General features: G+C 69.2%; 21 protein-coding genes and 1 pseudogene. 7 read left to right on the top strand and 15 right to left on the bottom strand.

Annotated elements, in window-relative coordinates; all coding sequences use genetic code 11:
• A partial coding sequence (locus V7053_RS12130; RefSeq protein WP_334172531.1) for a hypothetical protein occupies positions 1 to 231 on the bottom strand: 231 nt, incomplete at its 3' end.
• Positions 232 to 314: 83 nt separating this feature from the next.
• Between V7053_RS12130 and V7053_RS12125 the strand changes: the two genes are divergently transcribed.
• Positions 315 to 1,769 carry an NCS2 family permease gene (locus V7053_RS12125; RefSeq protein ID WP_334172530.1) on the top strand — a complete coding sequence of 485 codons (1,455 nt, stop codon included), beginning with the start codon at positions 315 to 317 and terminating at the stop codon, positions 1,767 to 1,769.
• Here the strand turns inward: V7053_RS12125 and V7053_RS12120 are convergent, their stop codons facing one another.
• The 3 genes from V7053_RS12120 to V7053_RS12110 form a co-directional block, all read right to left on the bottom strand.
• Entirely contained in the window at positions 1,770 to 2,555 is a 786-nt protein-coding gene (locus V7053_RS12120) for a hypothetical protein (protein WP_334172529.1), read from the bottom strand.
• Entirely contained in the window at positions 2,552 to 2,875 is a 324-nt protein-coding gene (locus V7053_RS12115) for a PadR family transcriptional regulator (RefSeq protein ID WP_334172528.1), read from the bottom strand. Before V7053_RS12115 ends, V7053_RS12120 begins: the two co-directional genes overlap by 4 nt.
• Positions 2,876 to 2,937: 62 nt before the next feature.
• Entirely contained in the window at positions 2,938 to 4,422 is a 1,485-nt protein-coding gene (locus V7053_RS12110) for an HNH endonuclease signature motif containing protein (protein WP_334172527.1), read from the bottom strand.
• 369 nt (positions 4,423 to 4,791) lie between these two features.
• On the opposite strand from V7053_RS12110, the gene V7053_RS12105 reads away from it, so the two are divergent.
• From V7053_RS12105 to V7053_RS12095, 3 genes are all read left to right on the top strand, one after another.
• The gene (locus tag V7053_RS12105; protein ID WP_334172526.1) at positions 4,792 to 5,370 is read left to right on the top strand and encodes a VanZ family protein; all 579 of its coding nucleotides are present in this window, start codon (positions 4,792 to 4,794) and stop codon (positions 5,368 to 5,370) included.
• A gap of 143 nt (positions 5,371 to 5,513) precedes the next feature.
• A complete protein-coding gene (gene hutG, locus V7053_RS12100; protein ID WP_334172525.1) occupies positions 5,514 to 6,515 on the top strand; it encodes a formimidoylglutamase in 1,002 nt (333 codons plus the stop codon).
• 36 nt (positions 6,516 to 6,551) lie between these two features.
• Entirely contained in the window at positions 6,552 to 7,172 is a 621-nt protein-coding gene (locus V7053_RS12095; protein WP_334172524.1) for a TetR/AcrR family transcriptional regulator, read from the top strand.
• Positions 7,173 to 7,271: 99 nt separating this feature from the next.
• On the opposite strand, the gene V7053_RS12090 is transcribed toward V7053_RS12095, so the two are convergent.
• The 4 genes from V7053_RS12090 to V7053_RS12075 form a co-directional block, all read right to left on the bottom strand.
• A complete protein-coding gene (locus tag V7053_RS12090) occupies positions 7,272 to 7,508 on the bottom strand; it encodes a hypothetical protein (protein WP_138445317.1) in 237 nt (78 codons plus the stop codon).
• Between the two features lie 218 nt (positions 7,509 to 7,726).
• Entirely contained in the window at positions 7,727 to 9,328 is a 1,602-nt protein-coding gene (gene hutH, locus V7053_RS12085) for a histidine ammonia-lyase (protein WP_334172523.1), read from the bottom strand.
• A 15-nt stretch (positions 9,329 to 9,343) separates the two neighbouring features.
• A complete protein-coding gene (locus tag V7053_RS12080; protein ID WP_334172522.1) occupies positions 9,344 to 11,065 on the bottom strand; it encodes a urocanate hydratase in 1,722 nt (573 codons plus the stop codon).
• 189 nt (positions 11,066 to 11,254) lie between these two features.
• Positions 11,255 to 12,043 carry an IclR family transcriptional regulator gene (locus V7053_RS12075; RefSeq protein WP_334172521.1) on the bottom strand — a complete coding sequence of 263 codons (789 nt, stop codon included), beginning with the start codon at positions 12,041 to 12,043 and terminating at the stop codon, positions 11,255 to 11,257.
• Positions 12,044 to 12,269: 226 nt separating this feature from the next.
• Here V7053_RS12075 and V7053_RS12070 point away from each other — a divergent pair, with 226 nt between their 5' ends.
• A complete protein-coding gene (locus tag V7053_RS12070) occupies positions 12,270 to 13,700 on the top strand; it encodes an amino acid permease (protein ID WP_334172520.1) in 1,431 nt (476 codons plus the stop codon).
• Here V7053_RS12070 and V7053_RS12065 read toward each other — a convergent pair.
• Positions 13,697 to 14,446 (bottom strand): 3-hydroxybutyrate dehydrogenase, encoded by a 750-nt coding sequence (locus V7053_RS12065; protein ID WP_334172519.1) that lies wholly within the window; start codon positions 14,444 to 14,446, stop codon positions 13,697 to 13,699. The genes V7053_RS12070 and V7053_RS12065 overlap by 4 nt on opposite strands.
• Positions 14,443 to 15,819: an MFS transporter gene (locus tag V7053_RS12060; RefSeq protein WP_334172518.1), complete on the bottom strand. Its 1,377-nt coding sequence runs from the start codon at positions 15,817 to 15,819 to the stop codon at positions 14,443 to 14,445. Before V7053_RS12060 ends, V7053_RS12065 begins: the two co-directional genes overlap by 4 nt.
• Before the next feature lie 192 nt (positions 15,820 to 16,011).
• On the opposite strand from V7053_RS12060, the pseudogene V7053_RS12055 reads away from it, so the two are divergent.
• A pseudogene (locus V7053_RS12055) lies at positions 16,012 to 16,769 on the top strand (LysR family transcriptional regulator).
• Between the two features lie 10 nt (positions 16,770 to 16,779).
• Here the strand turns inward: V7053_RS12055 and V7053_RS12050 are convergent.
• The 3 genes from V7053_RS12050 to V7053_RS12040 are packed head-to-tail and all read right to left on the bottom strand — an operon-like array spanning position 16,780 to position 18,691.
• Positions 16,780 to 17,601 (bottom strand): spermidine synthase, encoded by an 822-nt coding sequence (locus tag V7053_RS12050; protein ID WP_334172517.1) that lies wholly within the window; start codon positions 17,599 to 17,601, stop codon positions 16,780 to 16,782.
• Between the two features lie 42 nt (positions 17,602 to 17,643).
• On the bottom strand, positions 17,644 to 18,306 hold the full coding sequence (locus tag V7053_RS12045) for an O-methyltransferase (RefSeq protein ID WP_334172516.1): 663 nt from the start codon (positions 18,304 to 18,306) through the stop codon (positions 17,644 to 17,646).
• A 40-nt stretch (positions 18,307 to 18,346) separates the two neighbouring features.
• Positions 18,347 to 18,691 carry a thiamine-binding protein gene (locus V7053_RS12040; protein WP_334172515.1) on the bottom strand — a complete coding sequence of 115 codons (345 nt, stop codon included), beginning with the start codon at positions 18,689 to 18,691 and terminating at the stop codon, positions 18,347 to 18,349.
• A gap of 138 nt (positions 18,692 to 18,829) precedes the next feature.
• On the opposite strand from V7053_RS12040, the gene V7053_RS12035 reads away from it, so the two are divergent.
• Positions 18,830 to 19,456: a TetR/AcrR family transcriptional regulator gene (locus tag V7053_RS12035; RefSeq protein WP_334172514.1), complete on the top strand. Its 627-nt coding sequence runs from the start codon at positions 18,830 to 18,832 to the stop codon at positions 19,454 to 19,456.
• Positions 19,457 to 19,527: 71 nt separating this feature from the next.
• Here the strand turns inward: V7053_RS12035 and V7053_RS12030 are convergent, their stop codons facing one another.
• Both V7053_RS12030 and V7053_RS12025 read right to left on the bottom strand, forming a co-directional pair.
• Positions 19,528 to 19,839 carry an AzlD domain-containing protein gene (locus V7053_RS12030; protein WP_334172513.1) on the bottom strand — a complete coding sequence of 104 codons (312 nt, stop codon included), beginning with the start codon at positions 19,837 to 19,839 and terminating at the stop codon, positions 19,528 to 19,530.
• Positions 19,836 to 20,600, bottom strand: coding sequence for an AzlC family ABC transporter permease (locus tag V7053_RS12025; protein WP_334172532.1), 765 nt, complete (start codon positions 20,598 to 20,600; stop codon positions 19,836 to 19,838). The genes V7053_RS12030 and V7053_RS12025 overlap by 4 nt, the downstream gene beginning before the upstream one ends.
• Between the last annotated feature and the right edge of the window lie 27 nt (positions 20,601 to 20,627).

Genomic DNA, 20,627 nt, shown 5'->3' with positions numbered 1-20,627 from the left:
GGCGGGGCCGCTTGCGGGCGCGGACGGGGTGAAGGACGACGGCGCGACGGACGACGGCGCGACGGACGACGGCGCAAGGGCCACCGGCGGCGGAGGCTGGCCGGAGACCGCCGCGCTCGTAGCCGCTGAGGCGACCATGAGCAGGGAAGCCAGGAAGGCGCAGCAGAAGCTGAGCCGGGCTACCCGGCCAAGCCTTCCCCGCGAGGGGTCGAATTCAGAGTCGTCGATCACATTTCCCGCGTGTTCGTGTAGGTACGCATGCAGAGGGCATTACCATAACCACGAAATCCTCCCACCGAGCCAAGGGGACCTCTATGTCGACAACCACCACTGTGTCGACCAGTGCGATTGACCGGTACTTCAAGATAACCGAGCGGGGGTCGAGCGTAGGCCGCGAGATCCGCGGCGGCTTGGCGACTTTCTTCGCGCTGAGCTACATCGTCGTCCTCAACCCCCTGATCCTCTCGGGCGCGGACTCGGCCGGCCACACGCTGGGGATCCCCCGGGTCGCGGCGGCCACAGCCCTCGTCGCGGGCGTCCTCACCATACTCATGGGCGTGTGGGCCAAGCACCCGTTCGCGCTCGCGACCGGCCTCGGCGTGAACGCCTTCGTCGCGGTGACGATTGCCACCCACCCCGGCGTCACGTGGCCGGACATGATGGGCATCGTTGTGGTGGCGGGCATCGTGATGTTCATCCTCGTCCTGACGGGCTTCCGTACCGCGGTGTTCAAGGCGGTGCCGGAGGGCCTCAAGACCGCGATCGTCGTCGGCATCGGCCTCTTCATCGCGCTCATCGGCCTCGTCGACGCCGGCTTCGTGCGCCGCCTCCCCGATGCCGCGGGCACGACCGTGCCGCTCGGCCTCGGCGTCGACAGCCGGCTCATCGGGTGGCCGACGCTCGTGTTCGTTGTGGGCCTTGTCCTGACGATCGCCCTCATGGTCCGCCGCGTGCGTGGCGCGATCCTCATCGGGATCATCGGCGCGACCGTCCTCGCGAACATCCTCGAACTCGCCTTCCACATCGGCCCCAGCTCGTCGCCCGGCCAGAAGGCAAACCCCGCCGGCTGGTCGCTCGTCGTCCCCGGACTCGGGAATCTGGAGCCCATTGATCTGAGCCTCATCGGCCAGGCCAACCCGGTCGGGGCGTTCGCGCACCTCGGCCCCCTGGCGGCGATCCTCATGGCTTTCGTGATCCTGCTGAGCATCTTCTTCGACGCAATGGGCACCATGGTCGGTCTGGCCCGCGAGGCCGGGAACATCGACGCAGAGGGGAACATCCCCAACGTCGACCGCGTACTGCTCGTCGATGCCTTCGGCGCGATTGCGGGCGGCGGCTCATCGATCTCGTCCAACCAGATCTTCGTCGAATCGGGCGCAGGCATCGGTGAAGGCGCTCGCACGGGACTCGCGTCCGTCGTCACCGGCATCATGCTCCTGATCGCCATGTTCCTGACCCCGCTCATCAACCTCGTGCCCTTCGAGGCGGTGGCCCCAGCGCTGGTTGTGGTTGGCTTCCTCATGTTCCAGCAGGTCACGAAGATCGACTGGACCGACGTCGGCATTTCCATTCCCGCGTTCCTCACGATCGCCCTCATGCCGTTCACGTACTCCATCGCGAACGGTCTGGGCGCAGGCTTCATCAGCTACGCGTTCGTCCGGATCTTCCAGGGCCGCGCCAAGGAGGTCCACCCGCTCATGTGGGTCGTCGCCGCGGCCTTCCTCCTGTTCTTCGCCCTCGGGCCCATCGAGCAGGCGCTGGGCGTCTGACTAGGCCGCCTCGGCGGGACCCAGGCGAGGGGCCAGGCGGGGCTGCAGCTTCCGTAGCGCAATGACTCCGAAGACGACGGCGAGCGGCAGAGACACTATCGCTGCACTCAGCCATGCACCTGCGCCCTGCCAGCCTTGGACGGCGGCGTTGAGCGCCTCGAATCCGGAACCGGCAGCAGCAAGGGAGAACGCCGCAGCAGCAAGCGTCGGGGCAAGGCCAGACGGCAGCGGTTCCGCCCGCGGAAGGAACCGCCATACGAGCAGGAGAAGAAGTCCCACGATGCCGAGCGCCACGCGGTACTCGACCACCTCGCCCCAGTGGTGCTCCGCGGCGGCCTGCAGACAATCGAGCCCCGGGTATGGCGCCTGGAGCACGGCACAGCGGGCCGCGGTATAGGCGGTGCCCGGGAGGTCGCCCGCCACGAAACCGGCGCCCCACACGCGGCCGAAAATCTCGGAGAGAGCGCCGCTGAGTCCGACGGCGACCGCCCCCGCCGCGACGAGTCCGACGGCGGGGCGCAGGAAGGCGCGAAGCGGAAGCCGGGGTGAGCGGAGGGCAGCGGTCACCGTTCCGACGGGGCCGAAGCGTCGGACCGCTTCGCTTTCGGCGCTCTCGCCGTCCAAGCCCTGCGCCCGCAGTCGAGCCGCGCACTCGCGGAGGTGGGCCTCGGTCTCGGTGAGGAGCCGCCGGGCGGAGGCTGGCTCGCCGTGGCGGAGGGCCACCAACAGCTCGTCGAGATAGCGATCGATGGGCCCCTCGCCGGTCGCCGGCTCATGGCCGTTCACGAAGCCGCTCCCAGTACCCCGCGGACGCCGGAGGCAAAGCCCTTCCACTCCTCTGTACGGCGGGCCAATTCGGTCTGCCCCAAGGCGGTGAGGACGTACACTCGGCGGCGCGTCCCGTCGTCGTCCGCCCATCGGCTCGCAACGCAGCCCGCAGACTCGAGCTTGTGGAGCGCCGGGTACACCGACCCCTCCTGCAGCTCGATGCGCTCCCCGCTCCGCTCATGGATGCGGGCTATGAGCGCGTAGCCGTGCGCCTCGCCCGCCCCCAGCGAGGCGAGAAGCAGGAGATCGAGCTGACCATTGACCGCGCTTCGTCCCATACCTAGACAATCTAGGTAGAGATGGGCCCCTTGGCAAGACCTCGCGAATGCCCGCAGGGGCGTCAGAACGGCGGCGGGTCTGGCACCTCGGGCGGGTCGGGCGCCGCGGGCGGGTCGGGCACCTCGGGTTCGAGGTTGGTATCCACACCGAACTCGTGGCCGCCAGGGCCGGCAAGGGCGCGGGCGCCGAGGGGCGACGTCCAAACGAGGTCTCCCGTGGTCACGCCGTCGCCCTCGAGCCGAGTCGGGCGCCAGAGGCGCAAGCTCTTGAGCGCGTGATGCTTCCGGCACAGGGCCTGCAGGTTGGACGCATCGGTCGGCCCGCCGTCCTGCCACTCGCGTATGTGGTCGATCTCGGCGCGTAGCGCCGGAGACGGGCAGCCTGGGAACTGGCAGGTCCCGTCGCGGTAGCAGATGAAGCGCCGCAACCCCTTGGGCGGCCGATAGGCGCTCCGGGCGAGCGTCAGCGGGACCCCATCCGACGTCTCCAGTAACCGCTCCCACGTCGGCGCCGCCACTGCCAGAGCCCGGGCGGTCTCGGCGTCGATCGGACCGTACCCCTCCAGCACGGCAGGCTCGTCGGAGGCACCGAGCAGGGACTCGGCCCTCACGTGGACCACGATTTCCGCGGACGGCCGCGGCACTCCCTCACCACGCACCGCTTCCGCGGCGCTGGCATGCCGGGGGTTAGCGGGGCCGCCAATGGAACGCCCTTCACCGCCTGCGCCGGCCGTCAGGACGCATCCAGCCAGCTCATCGGCCCGCAGCTGGGCCAAAGTGCGGCCTTCCTCGGGGTCTTCGTCCTGACGGGCGCGGGCGAGGGCGTCGATCCGATTGAAGGCAGCGAGCCCAACCTCCGCGGGCAAGAACGCGCCGAGCGTGCACATCCCGTCCGGCTCGGGCTTCAACCACACTCCCCGGTCGCGCTCCGCGCGCGCTCTCCGAGCACGGACTGAGTCAGGGTGCAACCGCTCCCGGAGGGATCGCACTGCCTTCCGGAACTCGGCCGGCGTCCTCCGCCGCCCCGTGCGGGTCTCCAGTCGCGAGAGGCACAAGATCCCGAACCGTTCCGCGGACGCCGTCGGCAGTGTCGCCGTCTCTTCGGTGATCACCCGGGCGTGCGCCTCAGTCAGGTCCCCGGCCTCAAGCCGGTCCAGGACGACCAGCTGGGGCCCGCATAAAGCCTGTGCCGCCGTCAGAAGGCGGGCCGCGGCCTGCTCGCCTATCCCCTCCGCGACCGCGACCTCAGACACCGCCAGCGCCCGCCCCGCGTCTCCGCCGAAGCGCCGTGCCGCCGCCTGCCCCCGGCCGGCACGCCCCTTCTCGGCCGCCTCCTCCGCCCGCCGCGCCTCGTCCTCACACGCCAGACGTACGCGCTCGACGGCGAGAGCCTCGATAACTGCAAGGAAGGACCTCATCGCCACCACGTCCTCGAGGAGGCGGCGCGCCTCGCATCCTGTCAGCGTCGAGGGATCCGGGTGCCACAGCGACCCCTCCAGCAGTGAACCAGGGCGCGGCTCAAGCAGCACTGCGGTCTGCGGCGCCACCGAACTGGGCGGCATAGAGTCGCGCGGCACATCGGGCCCCGAAACGCCTCCCCCAAGCATGGACCCCCCAGTCATTCGAAACTATATCCCAATAGTAACAGATTATGAGAACATATGTATTGGGTATCTGGCAGACGCTGGGACGCGCTCCCCGGTCCGGTGCGCATGTCGAGTTCGTGGACGACGGGGCGTGGTACGGAAGCCCCAATCGATCGACTGCGCGCGTCCACACCAGACAACGACGAGAGGCGCGGACGACTACCTGCCCGGCCTTGATCCATGGTTGGCCTCGTTGCGCTCCGCGGCGGGCGGTTGTCTAATCCAGGCCTCACAGGAGCACGACAGCTTCCCTCTGTAACGTCCTGCTGGATGGATGTACAACCGCAACCCAGCGCAGCCACCGATGACGTGGCGAGCGGGCGATTCACCACGAAACGCGCGAAAGCGGAGACCGTGGCCATCTTCGTCGTCTTCGCTCTCTACGCGGCCTTCCTCCTAAGGCTGCTTCTCCTCTCTCGCGCACCGGGTTCGGAGAGATCGGTCAATCTCATCCCCTTCGCGAGTATCGCGGAATATGTGTCCAGCCACTCTTCCGGGACCGGGAGAATCGCGTTCGCCAACGTCGTCGGGAACATCCTGATCTTCATCCCGCTCGGATTCTACGTATCGTGGCTCCGACCTCGGGCGCCCGCATGGCTGACCATGCTCACGGTCGCCTCGGTCAGCGTCGCTGTAGAGATCATCCAGGGCGTGTTCGCGGTTGGAGCGTCGGACATCGACGACGTGATCCTGAACTGCGTCGGAGGAATCATCGGAATCCTCACATTCAGGCTGCTTTCCGCGATCCTGCGCGAGCAATCCCAAGTGCGGACCGCGATGGCCGCGTTGTCGCTGCTCTCGCTGCCCGTCTGGTGCTACTTCCTCTTCGTCGTCCGACTACACATGTGAGCACAGCCACGATCCTCGACCTCACAGCAGGTCTCATCGCTGCTGGACCAGTCTTGGAGCTGCCCAACCCCACGTCCGGCGCACCAGACATCTCTGCACCCTGGCACTGGCGCGTCGCGCGCCGCATACGGTGTGCTGGGGGAATGAACGAAGTCTCCTCCTCCGTCGCGCTGCCCGTCGACCTCCAGCCCGCCCCTTGGTCTGGTCGGAACGACGGCGAGGGCCCCGAGCATCGGCGCTGGTGGCAGGCCGTCCGGCCCTACGACGCCGCCGGCCTCGGCGAGGCCGTGGCAGCCGTGAGCGCGAGCGGTCGACGACCGGCCGTGCTGATCGGGTTCTGCTCGGACGAGGGGGTCCGCCGGAACAAGGGGAGGACAGGGGCATCGGCGGCGCCGGCGGCCCTCCGCGCAGCCCTCGGGCCCCTCGCATTCCACCTTGAGCGGGAGGTCTTTGACGCCGGCGACGTCGTGGTCGAAACAGGTCGGGACGGAGAACCCGGCGACCTTGAGGGCGGCCAGGAGCGCTGCGGGGACGCGATCGCGACCCTTCTCGACGCCGGGGCCCTCACCCTGACGCTCGGGGGCGGGCACGAGACCGCGTTCGCGAGCTACCTCGGCGTGGCTGACACTGAGCGCACCGCCAACGTGCGGGTCGGCGTCCTGAACCTCGACGCCCACTTCGATCTGCGGGCGGAGGACCGAGCGAGCTCCGGCACGCCGTTCCTCCAGATGGCCCGCGCAGAAGCCGCCGCAGGCCGCACGCTCGAGTACGCCGTCGTCGGCATCTCCCAGCCCAACAACACGCTCGCGCTGTTCAGGCGCGCGGACGAGCTCGGTGTGCGGTATCTCCTCGACGAGTACGCGACGCGGGAGACGGCCGAATCATTCGTCGAGGACTTCCTCGACGGGCTCGACGCCGTCTACCTCACGATCGACCTCGACGTGCTCCCTGCCGCGGTCGCCCCGGGGGTCTCCGCACCCGCCGCGCTCGGTGTGCCGCTCGAGGTGATCGTCGCCGTCGTCCGTCGGGTGGCGGCGAGCGGCAAGCTCGTCCATGCGGACATCGCCGAACTCAACCCGACCTACGACGTCGACGCGCGCACCGCCCGGGTCGCGGCCCGCCTCGTGGACACAATCCTGACCTGATACCACACACGGCGCCCCAAGGGCTAGCTTAGAACGATGGCTTCAAGCAACGGATCGATCGGCCGCGGCGCCCGCGAACGGATCATGGAGGCGGCGCGTGAGCTCTTCGCCGCGCAGGGGATCCGGAATACCGGCATCGAGGAGCTGATCTCGAAGGCCACGGTGGCCAAGGCGACCTTCTACAGCCACTTCCGTTCCAAGGACGAGCTCGTCCTCGCGTACCTTGCCCGGCTTCACGAGGCGCGGAGCGCAGCGATCGAGGACGCGGTCCACCACCAGACAGGCGACCCGAGAGGCCTCCTCGGCATCTTCGATGCCCTCTTCGAGGCGTTCAAGGTCGGCGTGAACGACAGCAGCTCGTTCGTGCACGTCCTCATGGAGATGGGCGCCGAACATCCCCTCGGCGCGGCGAGTATCGACTATATGGCCAAGTCGAAGGCGCAGATCGCCCGACTGGCAGGGGAAGCGGGCGTCCCGGACGGAGAATCCTTCGCCCGGCAATGCCTCGTTCTGCTCAAGGGGGCAGTCGTGGCCGCTGCCCAGCGGGACTGGGAGGAATTCGACCAGGCGCGGCAGATGGTCGCGAGCCTCATCGAGAACCACGTCCGGACTGAGCACGCCCAAGCCGGGAAGGGCGCCGCAGCGAACCCGTTCTAGCCTCCCCCAGATAGGCCAAGGGCCCCCGCACCGTCCTCGGTGCGGGGGCCCCGACCATCGCTGGCGTAGCCAGCGTTCCCCGTTGCGAGCGAGGGAACCCTATGCCCGGCGCACGAGTACGCCGTCTGACTTGAGGAAGAGCCGGCGCGCCTCGGCCCCTTCGGCCATGAGCCACAGCACGTTGCCGCTCAGCGAGACCTCTTCGACCCGCCCTGTTGCCACGACCTGCGCGTGCTTCACGATCTCGACCGGGTCTTCGGCGCGCAGTTCCGTCCAATCGGCGAGCGGCGCCTGATGTGCGCTTCGCCTCGTGAGTACCGCTCCGCGTGCCTTCATTTTTCCTAACCCCTTCGTGGAATTTGGCCTGTCCAGTGCCTGCTGTGATCCGCGCCATTGCGGACTCTACGTTTCTATCGGTTCCCGGAGCGCGTCGCTATGTAGACCCAGCCCACGTTTCGCTATATCCGTTGTGCAGTTCTCCAATACCGTGGTCTGACCACGGATCGCTGCCCCGGTGAGGCCGCTGCCGGGCCTCCCGGGGCGTTGAGAATCCGTCAGCGAAGGCCCCCGACGGCGGCGCTTACGGCTGCGAGCAGCTCGCCGTCGGCCAGCACGCGGTCCGCCTCCTCGAGTTCGGGAGACAGGAAGCGGTCGACGCCGGGACCCGGCACCGAGCGCCGCAGCACCTCGAGCGCTGCCATGCCTCCGGGGCCAGGGACGAGCGAGCCGGCGGAGAGCGCCGTCCTGAGGTCGATCGCGCGGGCCGCGGTCACGAGTTCGATCGCGAGCACACGCCTCAGGTTCTCGACCGCCTTGCGGAGCTTGCGTGCGGCGTGCCAGCCCATCGAGACGTGGTCCTCCTGCATCGCCGAGCTCGGGATCGAATCGACCGACGCAGGGACCGCGAGCCGCTTGAGGTCCGAGACGAGGCCAGCCTGCGTGTACTGGGCGATCATGAGGCCGGAATCCACGCCGGGATCGTCGGCTAGGAACGCGGGAAGCCCGTGCGAGCGGGCAGGGTCGAGCATCCGGTCTGTGCGGCGCTCCGCCATGGAGGCGAGGTCGGCGGCCGCGATCGCGAGGAAGTCGAGCACATAGGCGACCGGGGCGCCGTGGAAGTTGCCGTTCGAGCTCACACGCCCATCGGGAAGGACCACGGGGTTGTCGATCGCTGCGGCAAGCTCCCGGCCTGCCACGGATCGCGCATGCTCGATCGTGTCCCGGACGGCCCCGGCCACCTGCGGCGCGCAGCGCAGCGAGTAGGCATCCTGGACCCGGCTGTCGCCGGTCTTGTGCGACTCGACGATCTTCGACCCCCGCAGGACGGCGAGCATGTTGGCCGCCGAATCAGCCTGACCCGGGTGCGGCCGCAGCGGCTCGTGGAGCTCGGGCAGGAAGACCTGGTCCGTGCCCATGAGCCCGTCAACCGACAGCGCCGCCGTCACGTCCGCGGTCTTCACGAGCGCGTCGAGATCGTGGAGGGCCATGAGCAGCATGCCGAGCATGCCCTCGGTCCCGTTGACGAGCGCGAGGCCCTCCTTCTCTGCCAAGGTGACCGGCTCGATGCCGTGCTCGGCGAGCAGCTCCGCCGTCGTCCGCTGGCCGCGGCCGCCGAACCGCTCGCCGTCCGGGCCCACGGCCTCCCCCTCGCCCATGAGCACGAGGGCCACGTGGCTGAGGGGTGCGAGATCGCCCGAGCAGCCGAGCGAACCGAACTCACGGACGATCGGCGTGATGCCGGCGTTGAGGAGCTTGACGAACGTCTCGAGGACCACGGGCCGGACGCCCGTGCGGCCCGATGCGAGCGTCTTGGCGCGCAGCAGCATGAGGGCCCGCACCACTTCGCGTTCGACGGCGGGACCCATCCCCGCGGCATGGCTGCGAATGAGCGACTTCTGCAGCTGCGTGCGGAGTTCTTGGGGAATGTGCCGGTTGGCGAGGGCGCCGAAGCCCGTCGAGATGCCGTAGGCCGGGATCTCGCTCGCTGCCAGCTCCTCGACGTGAGCGCGGACGCGGGCCACCTCGGCGAGCGCCTCGGGCGCCACGCTCACCTTCGCGTCGTGGCGGGCGACGGCGACGACATCCGCCGCTGTCAGCCCACCGAGGGAGAGGGTGACCTCGGTAGGAAGGTGGGTTTCTGGGGCGGTGAGAGTCATGTCAGGTTTCCTTTGTCAGCGTCCGGCCATGGGGATCTTCACGCCGCGTTCCGCGGCGACTTCGACGGCGCGGTCGTAGCCCGCGTCGACGTGCCGGATCACTCCCATGCCCGGGTCGTTGGTGAGCAGTGCGGTGAGCTTGGCCGCGGCGAGCTCGGTCCCGTCCGCGACCGAGACCTGGCCCGCGTGGATCGAGCGGCCGATGCCGACGCCGCCGCCGTGGTGGATCGAGACCCAGGTCGCCCCCGACGACGCCGCGGTGAGGGCGTTCAGAAGGGGCCAGTCGGCGATCGCGTCCGAGCCGTCCTTCATCCCCTCGGTCTCGCGGTAGGGGGACGCGACCGAGCCGGAGTCGAGGTGGTCGCGGCCGATCACGATCGGGGCCTTGACCTTGCCCTCGGCCACGAGCCGGTTGAAGAGCAGGCCGGCCTTGTGCCGCTCGCCGTAGCCGAGCCAGCAGATCCGGGCGGGAAGGCCCTCGAACTCGACGAACTCCTCTGCCGCGTCGATCCAGCGGTGCAGGTGCTCATTCTCGGGGAAGAGCTCCTTGATCGCCTGGTCAGTGACCTTGATGTCTTCCGGATCGCCGGAGAGGGCGACCCAGCGGAACGGCCCGAGCCCCTCGCAGAACAGCGGGCGGATGTACGCCGGGACGAAGCCCGGGAACGCGAACGCGCGCTCATAGCCGCCCTTGCGCGCCTCGTCGCGGATCGAGTTGCCGTAGTCGAAGACTTCGGCGCCCTCGTCCTGGAACTCGACCATCGCCTGGACGTGCCGCGCCATCGCATTCTGGGCCTTCTTCGTGAACCCCTCTGGGTCGGCCTCGGCCTCGCCGCGCCACTGATCGACCGTGTACTCGGTCGGGAGGTAAGAGAGCGGATCGTGCGCGGAGGTCTGATCCGTGACGATGTCCACCGTGAGCTCGCCGGCGCGGTGGCGGCGCAGGATCTCGGGGAAGACCTCAGCGGCGTTGCCGACGTAGCCGACCGAGAGCGCCCGCCCCTCGGCCTTGGCCGCGACGACCTTCGCGACGGCGGCATCCAGGTTCGTCTCGACCTCGTCGAGGTAGCGCTTGCCGGCGCGGCGGCGAAGGCGAGACTCGTCGACGTCCACGATCAGCACCGCGCCGCCGTTGAGGGTCACGGCCAGCGGCTGCGCGCCCCCCATGCCGCCGCACCCGCCGGTGAGGGTCAGCGTGCCCTTGAGGGTGGGGGTTGGCGTCTTGCCTTCGGCGTGGAGCTTGCGACCGACGGCGGCGAACGTCTCGTACGTGCCCTGGAGGATTCCCTGCGTGCCGATGTAGATCCACGATCCGGCGGTCATCTGGCCGTACATCGTGAGGCCCTCCGCCTCGAGGCGCCGGAATTCGGGCCAGGTCGCCCAGTCGCCCACGAGGTTCGAGTTGGCGATCAACACCCTCGGCGCCCACTTGTTGGTGCGGAAGACCCCCACCGGCTTGCCGGACTGCACGAGGAGGGTCTCGTCGTCGTCCATCTCCTTGAGCGTGGCGACAATGGCGTCGAACGCCTTCCACGAGCGCGCCGCCCGGCCCGTGCCGCCGTAGACCACGAGCTCGTCCGGGCGCTCGGCGACCTCGGGGTCGAGGTTGTTCATGAGCATGCGCATCGGCGCCTCGGTCTGCCAGGACTTGGCCGTGATCTCGGTGCCGCGCGGGGCCCGGACCGGGCGCGCCCCCGTGGTGAAGTCGGCCTTGCGGGCCGGGTCGGTGATGGACATCGTGACTCCTGCGTCGGTGATGGGAAGTGTGGAATGGCAGGTCCGTTCAGACCCTCTGCATCCATGAGACCGCGCCCCGAGCTACCGGGACAGGGGGTTCAGAGCCGAGCCGTCCGGGATTCCAGACGTACGCGAGTCGGCCGTCGGCACCGGCCACGCCGCCGTCCCTCGCCCCGGAGCGACGCCTGCCTATCCTCGCCCGTAGATCCGGTGCGAGAGCTCGCCCGCCACGTGCAGGACCTGGCGCGCGAGCTCGTCGCGTTCGTGCGCAGGCACCTTCTCGCCGAGGAACGTGACGGCGACGGCCGCCGTCGGCCACCCCGCATGGTCCTTGACCGCAGCCGCGACCGAGGCGAATCCTGAAGTCACCTCGCCGTCCTCCGTCGCATAGCCGCGCTGGCGCACCTGGTCGAGCGCGGATTGGAGCGCGGCGTAGCTGCGGATGTGCTCGCCCTCCTCTGTCCGCTCGCTGAACGCGGCCGCGTTGGGGTACAGCGCGCGGACCTGCGACTTCGGGAGCGCCGCGAGGATGGCGCGCCCGCTCGCCGTGAGGTGGCTCGGGAGGCGGACGCCGACGTCGGTCACGAGGGAAGGTCGGTTCTTCGCCCGCTCCTCGACGATGTAGAGGACGTCCCGTCCATGGAGGACGGCGAGGTGCGCGCTTTCCCCGATCGCGTCGACGAGCGAAGCGAGCATCGGCCGCCCCAGACGGGACAGCGGCTCCTGGCGGGAGTAGGCGCTCGAGAGCTCGAACGCCCCGATCCCGAGGCCGTAACGGCGCTCCTCCGGGAGATGCATGACGAAGCCGTTCTCCTCCATGACCGCGAGGAGGTGGTACACGGTGGAGCGCGGGAGCCCCAGCGTCGCTGCGATGCTCGCCGCGGGCTGCGGGCCCCGTCGCGAGGCGAGCAGGCGCAGAATGCGCAGCGTGCTCTCGGCAGCGGGGACCTTGGACTTCGGGCCGGTCTCGGCGGGCATGGCTCACCTCGGGTCAGGGCCCGCGGGTGGGCCGTGTCTGGAATACCGAACTCCAGTGTGCACACGCACGACGACGGCGCGCACCTCCGCGGCGAGGCGCACCGTCTGAGATCCCGGACAGAGCGCGTCTGCGGTCCGAGACATCAGCAGGCCGTGACGGCACTCACAGGCCCCGAGCGGACCGGCAGAGTGGAAAGGATCCTTCCCAGAGACGTGAGGAACCCCTATGCAGCCTTCACCCGCCGTGCTCAGCCGCGGCCTCAATGTCCGGCACATCCGGTTCATGGCCTTGGGATCGGCCATCGGCACCGGCCTGTTCTACGGCTCGGCCTCAGCCATCCAGGCCGCCGGTCCCGCCGTCCTCATCGCCTACATGATTGCCGGTGCCGCCGTCTTCATGGTCATGCGGGCCCTCGGCGAAATGGCGGTCCGCCACCCCGTCGCCGGTTCCTTCAGCCAGTACGCAGGCCGCTACCTCGGGCCGCTCGCGGGCTTCGTGACCGGTTGGACGTATGTGTTCGAGATGGCGATCGTCGCCATCGCGGACGTCACGGCCTTCTCCATCTACATGGGCTTCTGGTTCCCTGACACCCCGCGCTGGATCTGGATCCTCGCAGTCATCTTCTTCCTGACCGGCGTGAACCTCCTGAGCGTCAAGGTCTTCGGCGAGCTCGAGTTCTGGTTCACACTCGTCAAGGTCGTCGCGATCGGCGCCATGATCGTCGGCGGCGCAGCCCTCATCATCTTCGGCGTGCGGCTCGGAAGCCAGCACCCTGGCTTCGGACACCTCGTGGACCATGGAGGCTTTCTGCCGAACGGGTACGGAGGACTGCTCGCGGCGTTCTCCGTGGTTGTCTTCGCGTTCGGCGGGGTCGAGACGATCGGCGTCACCGCGGGCGAGGCGGAGGACCCGAAACGAGCAATACCGCAGGCCGTCAACACGGTCCCCGTTCGCGTGCTCCTGTTCTACGTGCTCACGCTCACCGTGCTCATGAGCCTCTTCCCCTGGTCCGAGGTCGGCAGCCACGGCAGCCCCTTCGTCCAGATCTTCGACGGGCTCGGGATCCCCGGCGCCGCGAACGTCCTCAACGCCGTGGTCATCACGGCCGCCCTCTCCGCAATCAACTCCGACATCTTCGGCGCTGGCCGCGTCCTGTTCGGCCTCGCCCAACAGGGGCACGCGCCGTCGTCCTTCGGCAGGGTCTCGAGGCGCGGGGTGCCGTGGCTGACCGTCGTCGTGATGACCGGCGTGCTGCTCGTGGGCGTCGTCCTCAACGCCGTGATTCCCGAGGACGTGTTCACGATCATCGCCTCGATCGCGACGTTCGCGACCGTGTGGGTGTGGGTCATGATCCTCGCCAGCCACGTCGCGATGAAACGCGAGATCCGCCGCTACGCGCTCGCGCCCTCGGAGTTCCCCTCGCCGCTCTGGCCCGCGGCGTCGATCGCCGCGATCGCCTTCCTGGCCCTTGTCATCGGGGTCCTCGGCTGGTTCGAGGACAGCCGGATCGCACTCGTGGTCGGGGCCGTGTGGCTTGGGCTGCTCGGCGCCGCCTACGCACTGTGGGTCCGGGGCGAAGGACGACGCCGCCCCGCGCTCCGCGACGAGACGGCGCCGATCCCTGTGGTCGCCGAGGGGGAGCGGGCCCGCGCCTAGCGCGCGGACCAGCCGCCGTCCATCGTGTAGCTCGCCCCGGTCACCATCGCGGCGTCGTCGGACGCGAGCCAGCCCGCGAGCGAGGCGACCTCCGCGGGCTCGACGAGCCGCTTGATCGCCATCTCCGTGAGCATGACCTTCTCGAGCACCTCGTCCTCGGAGATGCCGTGGGTTGCGGCCTGATCCGCGATCTGCCGCTCGACGAGGGCCGTCCGCACGTAGCCCGGGTTGATGCAGTTCGATGTCACCCCATGCTCGGCGCCCTCGAGGGCTGTGACCTTCGAGAGGCCCTCGAGCGCGTGCTTCGCGGTCACGTACGCGCTCTTGAACGCCGAGGCGCGCAGGCCGTGGACCGAGCTGAGGTTGATGACCCTGCCCCAGCCGCGCGCGTACATGTGCGGGAGCGCGGCCCGGATGAGGAGGAACGGGGCCTCGACCATGAGCTTCTGGATGCGGCGGAACGCTTCCGGCTCGAACTCCTGGATCGGGGCGACCTTCTGGATCCCGGCGTTGTTCACGAGGATGTCGCAATCGAGACTCAGCGATTCGAGCGGGGCGGTGTCGAGGAGGTCGACGGCCCAGGCCTCGCCGCCGAGCTCGGCGGCGAGCTTCTGGGCCGCGTCGCCGTCGAGGTCCGCGATCACGACTGCGGCCCCCCGCTCGGCGAGCGTGCTGGCCACTGCCGCGCCGATCCCGGCGGCACCTCCGGTGACGAGCGCCTTACGTCCGGCAAGGCTGCCGCTCATGCGCGGGCCTTTGCGCCGTCTGCCGCTCCTGCCAGTGCCGCATCCGCGGCATCGAGCGCGTGGAGCGACGCGCCCTTCGTCTCGCGCAGGGCGATGACGGCGACGGCGGTGACGACGGCCGCGATCGCAAGGTACACCGCGGTGGGCCACCACGAGCCCGTGGCCTTGAGCCACTCGGTCGCAAAGACCGGCGCAAGCGAGCCGGCGACGATCGAGGTGACCTGGTAGCAGATGGAGACGCCCGAGTAGCGCATACGGGTGGGGAACATCTCGGCCATGATGGCCGGCTGGCCGGAGTACATGAGGGCATGGAAGACCAGGCCCACGATGATCGTCAAGAGGATGGCCCACGTGTTCTTCGTCCCGAAGGCGGGGAAGGCCCAGAATCCCCAGGTCGCCGTGAGGATCGCGCCGGTCAGGTAGACGGGCTTGCGTCCGATGCGGTCAGCCATGCGCCCGATGACCGGGATGATGGAGAAGTGGCACACGTGCGCGATGGCGATGACGCCGAGGATGGAGGCGGTGTTCATCTTCAGCCCCGTGCCCAGGTAGACGATCGAGAACGTGACGACGAGGTAGTACATGATGTTCTCCGCGAACCGGAGGCCCATTCCGACGAGGATTCCCCTCGGGTACCGCCGGAGGACCTCGAACACGCCGTACCCCGCGGCCTTCTCCGCCTCGAGCTCGGCCTTGGCGGCCTCGAAGATCGGGGCCTCGCTGACCTTGGTCCTGATCACGTAGCCCACGATGACGACGACGGCGGAGAGCCAGAACGAGATCCGCCAGCCCCACGCAAGGAACGCGCCCGAGGACAGCGTGGACGTCAGGATCCAGAGGACTGCAGTGGCCAGCACGTTGCCGAGCGGGACGGCTGCCTGGGGCCACGAGGCCCAGAACGCGCGCTTGTCGTCAGGCGCCTGCTCCGCGACGAGGAGCACTGCGCCACCCCATTCCCCGCCGAGCGCGAGGCCTTGGATGAAGCGGAGCAGGACGAGCAGGATCGGAGCCCACACGCCGATCTGCTGGTAAGTCGGGAGGCACCCCATGAGCACGGTCGCGACGCCGATCAGGACGATCGTGATCTGCAGGGTCTGCTTCCGGCCCAGGCGGTCGCCCATCTGGCCGAACACGATCCCGCCGAGCGGGCGCGCAATGAAGCCCACCGCATACGTGAGGAAGGCGGCGATGATGCCGTCGTACTCGTTCCCCATCGCCGGCAGGAGGATCTTGCTGAAGACGATCGTCGACGCTGTCGCGTAGAGGAAGAAGTCGTACCATTCGACGACTGTTCCGGCCATCGACGCGGAGACGATCTTCGTCAGAAGCGGGCGGTCTGCTGGCGTGCTGACCGAGCGCTGCATTGAGCTCATGGGGTCCCTCCGGTGTCTGCTGTGACACGGTCTTGTGGATCTGGCGTGGCTCCTGCAATTGCATCCGCTGTGATGCGGGCCACTCGAACCATGCCAGTATTCCTGCACGATTTTGGTGCTTCAATGACCAGTACCGCAGAGTAACTGTGCAGAATTGCAGATCGACTGGCCGGTTCTCGCTAGAGTGAGCGCATGACGACGGCGTCCCCCTCCCCCGACCAGCTCCTCGTCCTCCTCGAGGTCTCACGCGCCGGCAAGTTCACGACGGCGGGAGAGAACCTCGGCATCAACCACACGACGATTGCCCGCAAGATCGCCGCCCTGGAGAAGTCGCTGGGCGGCCGAGTCCTCGCCCGAGCGGCAGGCGGCTGGGAACTCACTCCCCTCGGGGAGCGCGCGGTGGGCGTCGCCGCGCAGGTCGCGGACGCCGTCGGCCGCTTGGCACCCGGAGCGGACGATCCGGTCACCGGCGTCGTGCGCATGACGGCGACCGACGGCTTCAGCGCCTACCTGGCCTCGCCAGCAGTCGCCGAACTGCGGCGGGACCACCCGAATCTCGGGACTACCTCGAGCGGCACGGTGCCCCCGAGACCCCTGAGGAACTCGCCCGGCACGGGCTCGTCTACTTCGTCGACTCGATGCTCCAGATCGACGATCTCGACGCACCTCGGCGCCTCGCTCCTGAGATGCGCGACGGTCTCACGTCGACCAACGTGTTCGTGCACGTCGAGGCCACCCGTGCCGGGGCCGGAATCGGCTTCCTGCCGTGCTTCATGGCCGACCGCCACGACGACCTCGTCCGCCTCTTGCCCGAATACTTTCGGGAGCAGCTCCCCTACTGGATGGTCCTACGACCGGACTCTATGCGGAAGCCCGCCGTCGCCGCCGTCGTCGATGCGCTGAAGCGCAAGGTGGCCGAGATGCGGCCGATGCTCATGGGTGCGGGCTGACGGCTCGCACTCACGGCGGGTCGAGGCGCGGTGCCGCCTTGCCGATCCAGCTTCTGGCCTGCGCATCGTCCCAGAACTGGGCCGGGACGCCCCCGCCCAGCAGGCGGCGACGGAGGGCGGCCGACCCTTCGAGCGGAGAGTCGCTGCCAGCGAGGATGATGTTGCCGTACCGGCGCCCCTTGAGCATCGCCGGGTCGGCGACGACGGCGACATAGGGGAAGACCTCGGCGATCGAGGCCGCCTCCTCGCGAGCCGTGACCTGGTCCGGCGCGCTCCCGATGTTGGCGACGAAGAGGCCGCCGGCGTCGAGGAGCCGGGCCGAGGCTCGGGTGAACTCGACGGTCGTGAGAGGGTGCGGCGTCCGGGAGCCGGAGAACACGTCGCGAATGATGAGGTCCCTCGTCCCCGGCGTGAGGGACTCGGTGACGGCGCGCGCGTCGCCGACGCGGAGGCGCAGGAGCGGCGCCTTGGGCAGGTCGAACCAATTCCGGACGTACTCGGCGAGCTGGCCGTCGAGTTCGACGACGACCTGCCGCGCGTGGGGGTAGCGGGCCGCGAGGTACCGCGGCATCGAGCACCCGCCTCCTCCCTGATGGAGCGCGCGAAGCCGGTCGGTGGACTCAGGGGGGAAGCGCTCTTCGACAAGCGCCACGATCCAGCGCATGTACTCGAAATCGAGGCGCAGGGGGTCGCTCAGGACGATGTGGGAACTCTGGACGCCGTTGATCTTGAGGAGCCAGCCGTCCGATGCGTCGCCGTCCCGCTGCAACTCAGCCGTGCCGGTGTCGATCGGGTAGAGGCCGGGGGCAAGGCGCGGCGCGCGAGCATCCATGCGACCACGCTATCCCAGCCGTCGGCGACCGCCCGCCCCCGGCTACTTCACGACGGCGAGCGCGAAACCGTCCCAGCCCTTGGACCCGACGGTCTGGATCACGGTCGCGTCGAACGGCGGGCTGCCAAGGAGTTCGAGTGCCGCGATGATCCCCGGGGCGTTCGCCTCGTCCATCTCGGGGTCAAGGAGCGCGCCTTCCCACACGGCGTTGTCGACGACGATGACCGTCCCCGGGCGCCCGAGCCGCGCCGCCCATTGCAGATAGTTCGTGTCGTTCTGCTTGTCGGCGTCGATGAAGACGAAGTCGTAGGGCCCCTCGAGGGTGGGCAGAGTCTCGAGAGCGGGCCCCACGTGCACCTCGACCCGGCCCTCGAGTCCGGCCGCCGCGACGTTCGCCCGCGCCACCTCTGCGTGCTCTGGCAGGTACTCGAGCGTGTCGAGGTGACCGTCCTCGGGGAGGGCTTGGGCCATCCAGATCGTGCTGTAGCCCGCGAGCGTGCCGATCTCGAGGACGCGTCTCGCGTTGCTCATCCTGACGAGGAGATGGAGCAGCTTCCCTGCGGTGGGCTGCACCTCGATGGCAGGCATTCCGCGATCGACGGCGGCGCGCAGCGCCCGCTCGTGCTCGGGGCCCGGCTTGACGACCGTCGAAGTCAGCCAGCGTTCGACGTCGATCCAAGCCGACTGGGGCGCATGCTCGACCATGCCGCCAGTCTGGCCCGGCGCGCAGGCGCGCGCAACGGTCTCAGGAGGAAGGTGACTCGCCGAGTGCGCGCTCGAGCCGTTCCACCTTGCCCTTGATCTCCCCCATGTGGCCGGGTCGGATGTCGGCCTTGAGGACGAGCGAGACACGGGTCCCGTACCGGCCAACGGCCTCGGTGGCCCGCTTGACCACGTCCATGACCTCGTCCCATTCGCCCTCGATCTCGGTGAACATCGAGCTCGTCCGGTTCGGGAGGCCGGACTCCCGCACCACCTTCACGGCGGCGGCCACGGCCTCGTGGACCGAATCCGCAGGAACGTCCGACGGCGCGCGGCCGGCTTCTGCGGGCCGGTCGCCGGAGGGGGAGACGGAGAAGGCGACAATCATGGGCCCAGTCTCGCACGCTCGCCCAGAGGCCCACCCCCTTGGGTCCAACCGACTTCTTCGTACCGAAAAAGCGAGATTTCTCTGAGAGTTCAGCTTCACATAGCGGACGCGGCCACTCTCGATGGCTACCGTGGAGGAATGCAGTACGAAGGAGCCTGGCGGAAGCCCATGCGGGCCGACGCGGCTCGCAATATCGAGAAGATCATCACCGCCGCACTGGAGTGCTTCCGCGAAGACGGCCCGAACGTCTCCCTCAAGTCCGTCGCCGACCGGGCCGGAGTGGGACCGGCCACGCTCTTCCGCAACTTCGCGGACAAGGAGGAACTTGTCCTCGCCGCGATCGAGCGGCAGATCAAGGTCAAGGTCGAACCGGTGGCCGAGGAGGCCCTCGACAATCCCGACGCCGCGGCCGGGCTCGTGGAGGTCTTGAGCGCCGTCATGCAGGTGGCCAACGACGAGCACCATCTGCTCTCCGCCGTCGCCGGCCGCCGGCAGCTTCTCGTCGGCCTCGCCGGGAAGCTCATCGAGTCCATGGGCGTCCTGCTGAACCGCGGGCAGGAGCAGGGGACGCTGCGCGAGGAGCTCCGCCTCCTCGACATGGTCCGGCTCGTCGCCATGCTCATCGGAGTCGGAGACACCGTCGCCCCCGGCTCCATGGCGTGGCTCCGCTACGTCGCCCTCGTGGAGGACGCCATCCGCACCCACCGGGAACCGCGACCGCTCCCGCCGCTCGAGGCCATCCCCGAGGTGGATCTGCCGCTCTGATCCGATCGCTCCGGGTGGACGTGATCGCCCTGGCCGGTTGCGACCGCCGCGGGCACCGATTGGCTCTGCCCTCAGCCCCAGCCGAGCAACCGGAGGCCCGCCGCAGCGGCGGCTCCGACAATGACGACGACGAGGAACGGCGCCCGCAGCACGAGGGCGATGGCCGCGGCCGCGAGCGAACCGAGCCGCGCGTCGAACGCGAGCGCCTGCCCGCTCCCGAACGCGTTGACGACAGTGAGCGAGGCCAGCAGGCCGATCGTCACGGTGCCGGCGATGCGGGTCATGCGCTCGTTCTCCATCCACCGCCGCGGCACGAGGTAGCCGAGCAGCTTGATGGCATAGGCAGCGGCGCACGAGACGATCACCCAGAACCACAGGTTCATTCCTCGCCTCCTGCGGCGTCCTCCGGGCGGGTGGCGCGGCGCCGGGCGTAGGGGTCAAGGTCGGGCTCGAGGCCCTCCATCTCGAGCGGGCGGCCCGCACGGGCCCTCGCGTGGCTCACCCAGCCGAGCACGGCAGCGACGAGCGCGGCGACGAGGATCGGGACGCCCGGCGGCAGGAAGGGCACAGCCAGCACGGTCGCCAGGGCGCAGACGACGGCGATCGCGGCAGGTTCGCGCCCCTTGAGGCGCGGCCACAGGAGGCCGAGGAACGCAGCGACCGCCGCGCCGTCGAGGCCCCACTGCTTGGGGTCGCCGATCGCGTTGCCGGCAAAGGCGCCGACGGCCGTGAAGAGGTTCCAGAGCACGAACACTCCGAGCCCGGCCGTCCAGAAGCCGCGCCGCTGTTCGAGCCGTTCCCTCTGCCCCGACGCGGTCGCGGTCGATTCGTCGATCGTGACGTGCGCCGCGGCAAAGCGTCGCCAGCCTCGGGGGCCGAAGATGGCATTGAGCTGCATCCCGTAGACGGCGTTGCGGATGCCGAGGAGCGTTGCCGCAGCAGCCGCCGCGGCCCCAGAGCCGCCGCCAGCGATCACGCCGATGAACGCGAACTGGGAGCCGCCCGTGAACATGAGCAGACTCAACGCCATGGTCTGGAGGACGCTCAGGCCGGAGGCGACGCCGAGGGCCCCGAAGGAGATCCCGTAGAGGCCCGTCGCGACGGCGATGGACATCCCGATGCGGACGGCCGGCGAGCGCCGCAGCGAAACCGGGGCGGCGCCGTCGTCCGC

Source organism: Sinomonas sp. (genome assembly GCF_036848755.1).
In the GTDB taxonomy this organism is placed as follows: domain Bacteria; phylum Actinomycetota; class Actinomycetes; order Actinomycetales; family Micrococcaceae; genus Sinomonas.
The sequence above is the reverse complement of the archived record's forward strand: the minus strand, read 5'-3'. Positions and strand labels throughout refer to the sequence as shown.

Coding starts and splice junctions, on each gene's coding strand:
- V7053_RS12125 (WP_334172530.1), top strand. CDS start 315: ATGTCGACAACCACCACTGTGTCGACCAGTGCGATTGACCGGTACTTC.
- V7053_RS12115 (WP_334172528.1), bottom strand. CDS start 2,875: ATGGGACGAAGCGCGGTCAATGGTCAGCTCGATCTCCTGCTTCTCGCC.
- V7053_RS12105 (WP_334172526.1), top strand. CDS start 4,792: ATGGATGTACAACCGCAACCCAGCGCAGCCACCGATGACGTGGCGAGC.
- hutG (WP_334172525.1), top strand. CDS start 5,514: ATGAACGAAGTCTCCTCCTCCGTCGCGCTGCCCGTCGACCTCCAGCCC.
- V7053_RS12095 (WP_334172524.1), top strand. CDS start 6,552: ATGGCTTCAAGCAACGGATCGATCGGCCGCGGCGCCCGCGAACGGATC.
- V7053_RS12090 (WP_138445317.1), bottom strand. CDS start 7,508: ATGAAGGCACGCGGAGCGGTACTCACGAGGCGAAGCGCACATCAGGCG.
- hutH (WP_334172523.1), bottom strand. CDS start 9,328: ATGACTCTCACCGCCCCAGAAACCCACCTTCCTACCGAGGTCACCCTC.
- V7053_RS12080 (WP_334172522.1), bottom strand. CDS start 11,065: ATGTCCATCACCGACCCGGCCCGCAAGGCCGACTTCACCACGGGGGCG.
- V7053_RS12075 (WP_334172521.1), bottom strand. CDS start 12,043: ATGCCCGCCGAGACCGGCCCGAAGTCCAAGGTCCCCGCTGCCGAGAGC.
- V7053_RS12070 (WP_334172520.1), top strand. CDS start 12,270: ATGCAGCCTTCACCCGCCGTGCTCAGCCGCGGCCTCAATGTCCGGCAC.
- V7053_RS12065 (WP_334172519.1), bottom strand. CDS start 14,446: ATGAGCGGCAGCCTTGCCGGACGTAAGGCGCTCGTCACCGGAGGTGCC.
- V7053_RS12060 (WP_334172518.1), bottom strand. CDS start 15,819: ATGAGCTCAATGCAGCGCTCGGTCAGCACGCCAGCAGACCGCCCGCTT.
- V7053_RS12050 (WP_334172517.1), bottom strand. CDS start 17,601: ATGGATGCTCGCGCGCCGCGCCTTGCCCCCGGCCTCTACCCGATCGAC.
- V7053_RS12045 (WP_334172516.1), bottom strand. CDS start 18,306: ATGGTCGAGCATGCGCCCCAGTCGGCTTGGATCGACGTCGAACGCTGG.
- V7053_RS12040 (WP_334172515.1), bottom strand. CDS start 18,691: ATGATTGTCGCCTTCTCCGTCTCCCCCTCCGGCGACCGGCCCGCAGAA.
- V7053_RS12035 (WP_334172514.1), top strand. CDS start 18,830: ATGCAGTACGAAGGAGCCTGGCGGAAGCCCATGCGGGCCGACGCGGCT.
- V7053_RS12030 (WP_334172513.1), bottom strand. CDS start 19,839: ATGAACCTGTGGTTCTGGGTGATCGTCTCGTGCGCCGCTGCCTATGCC.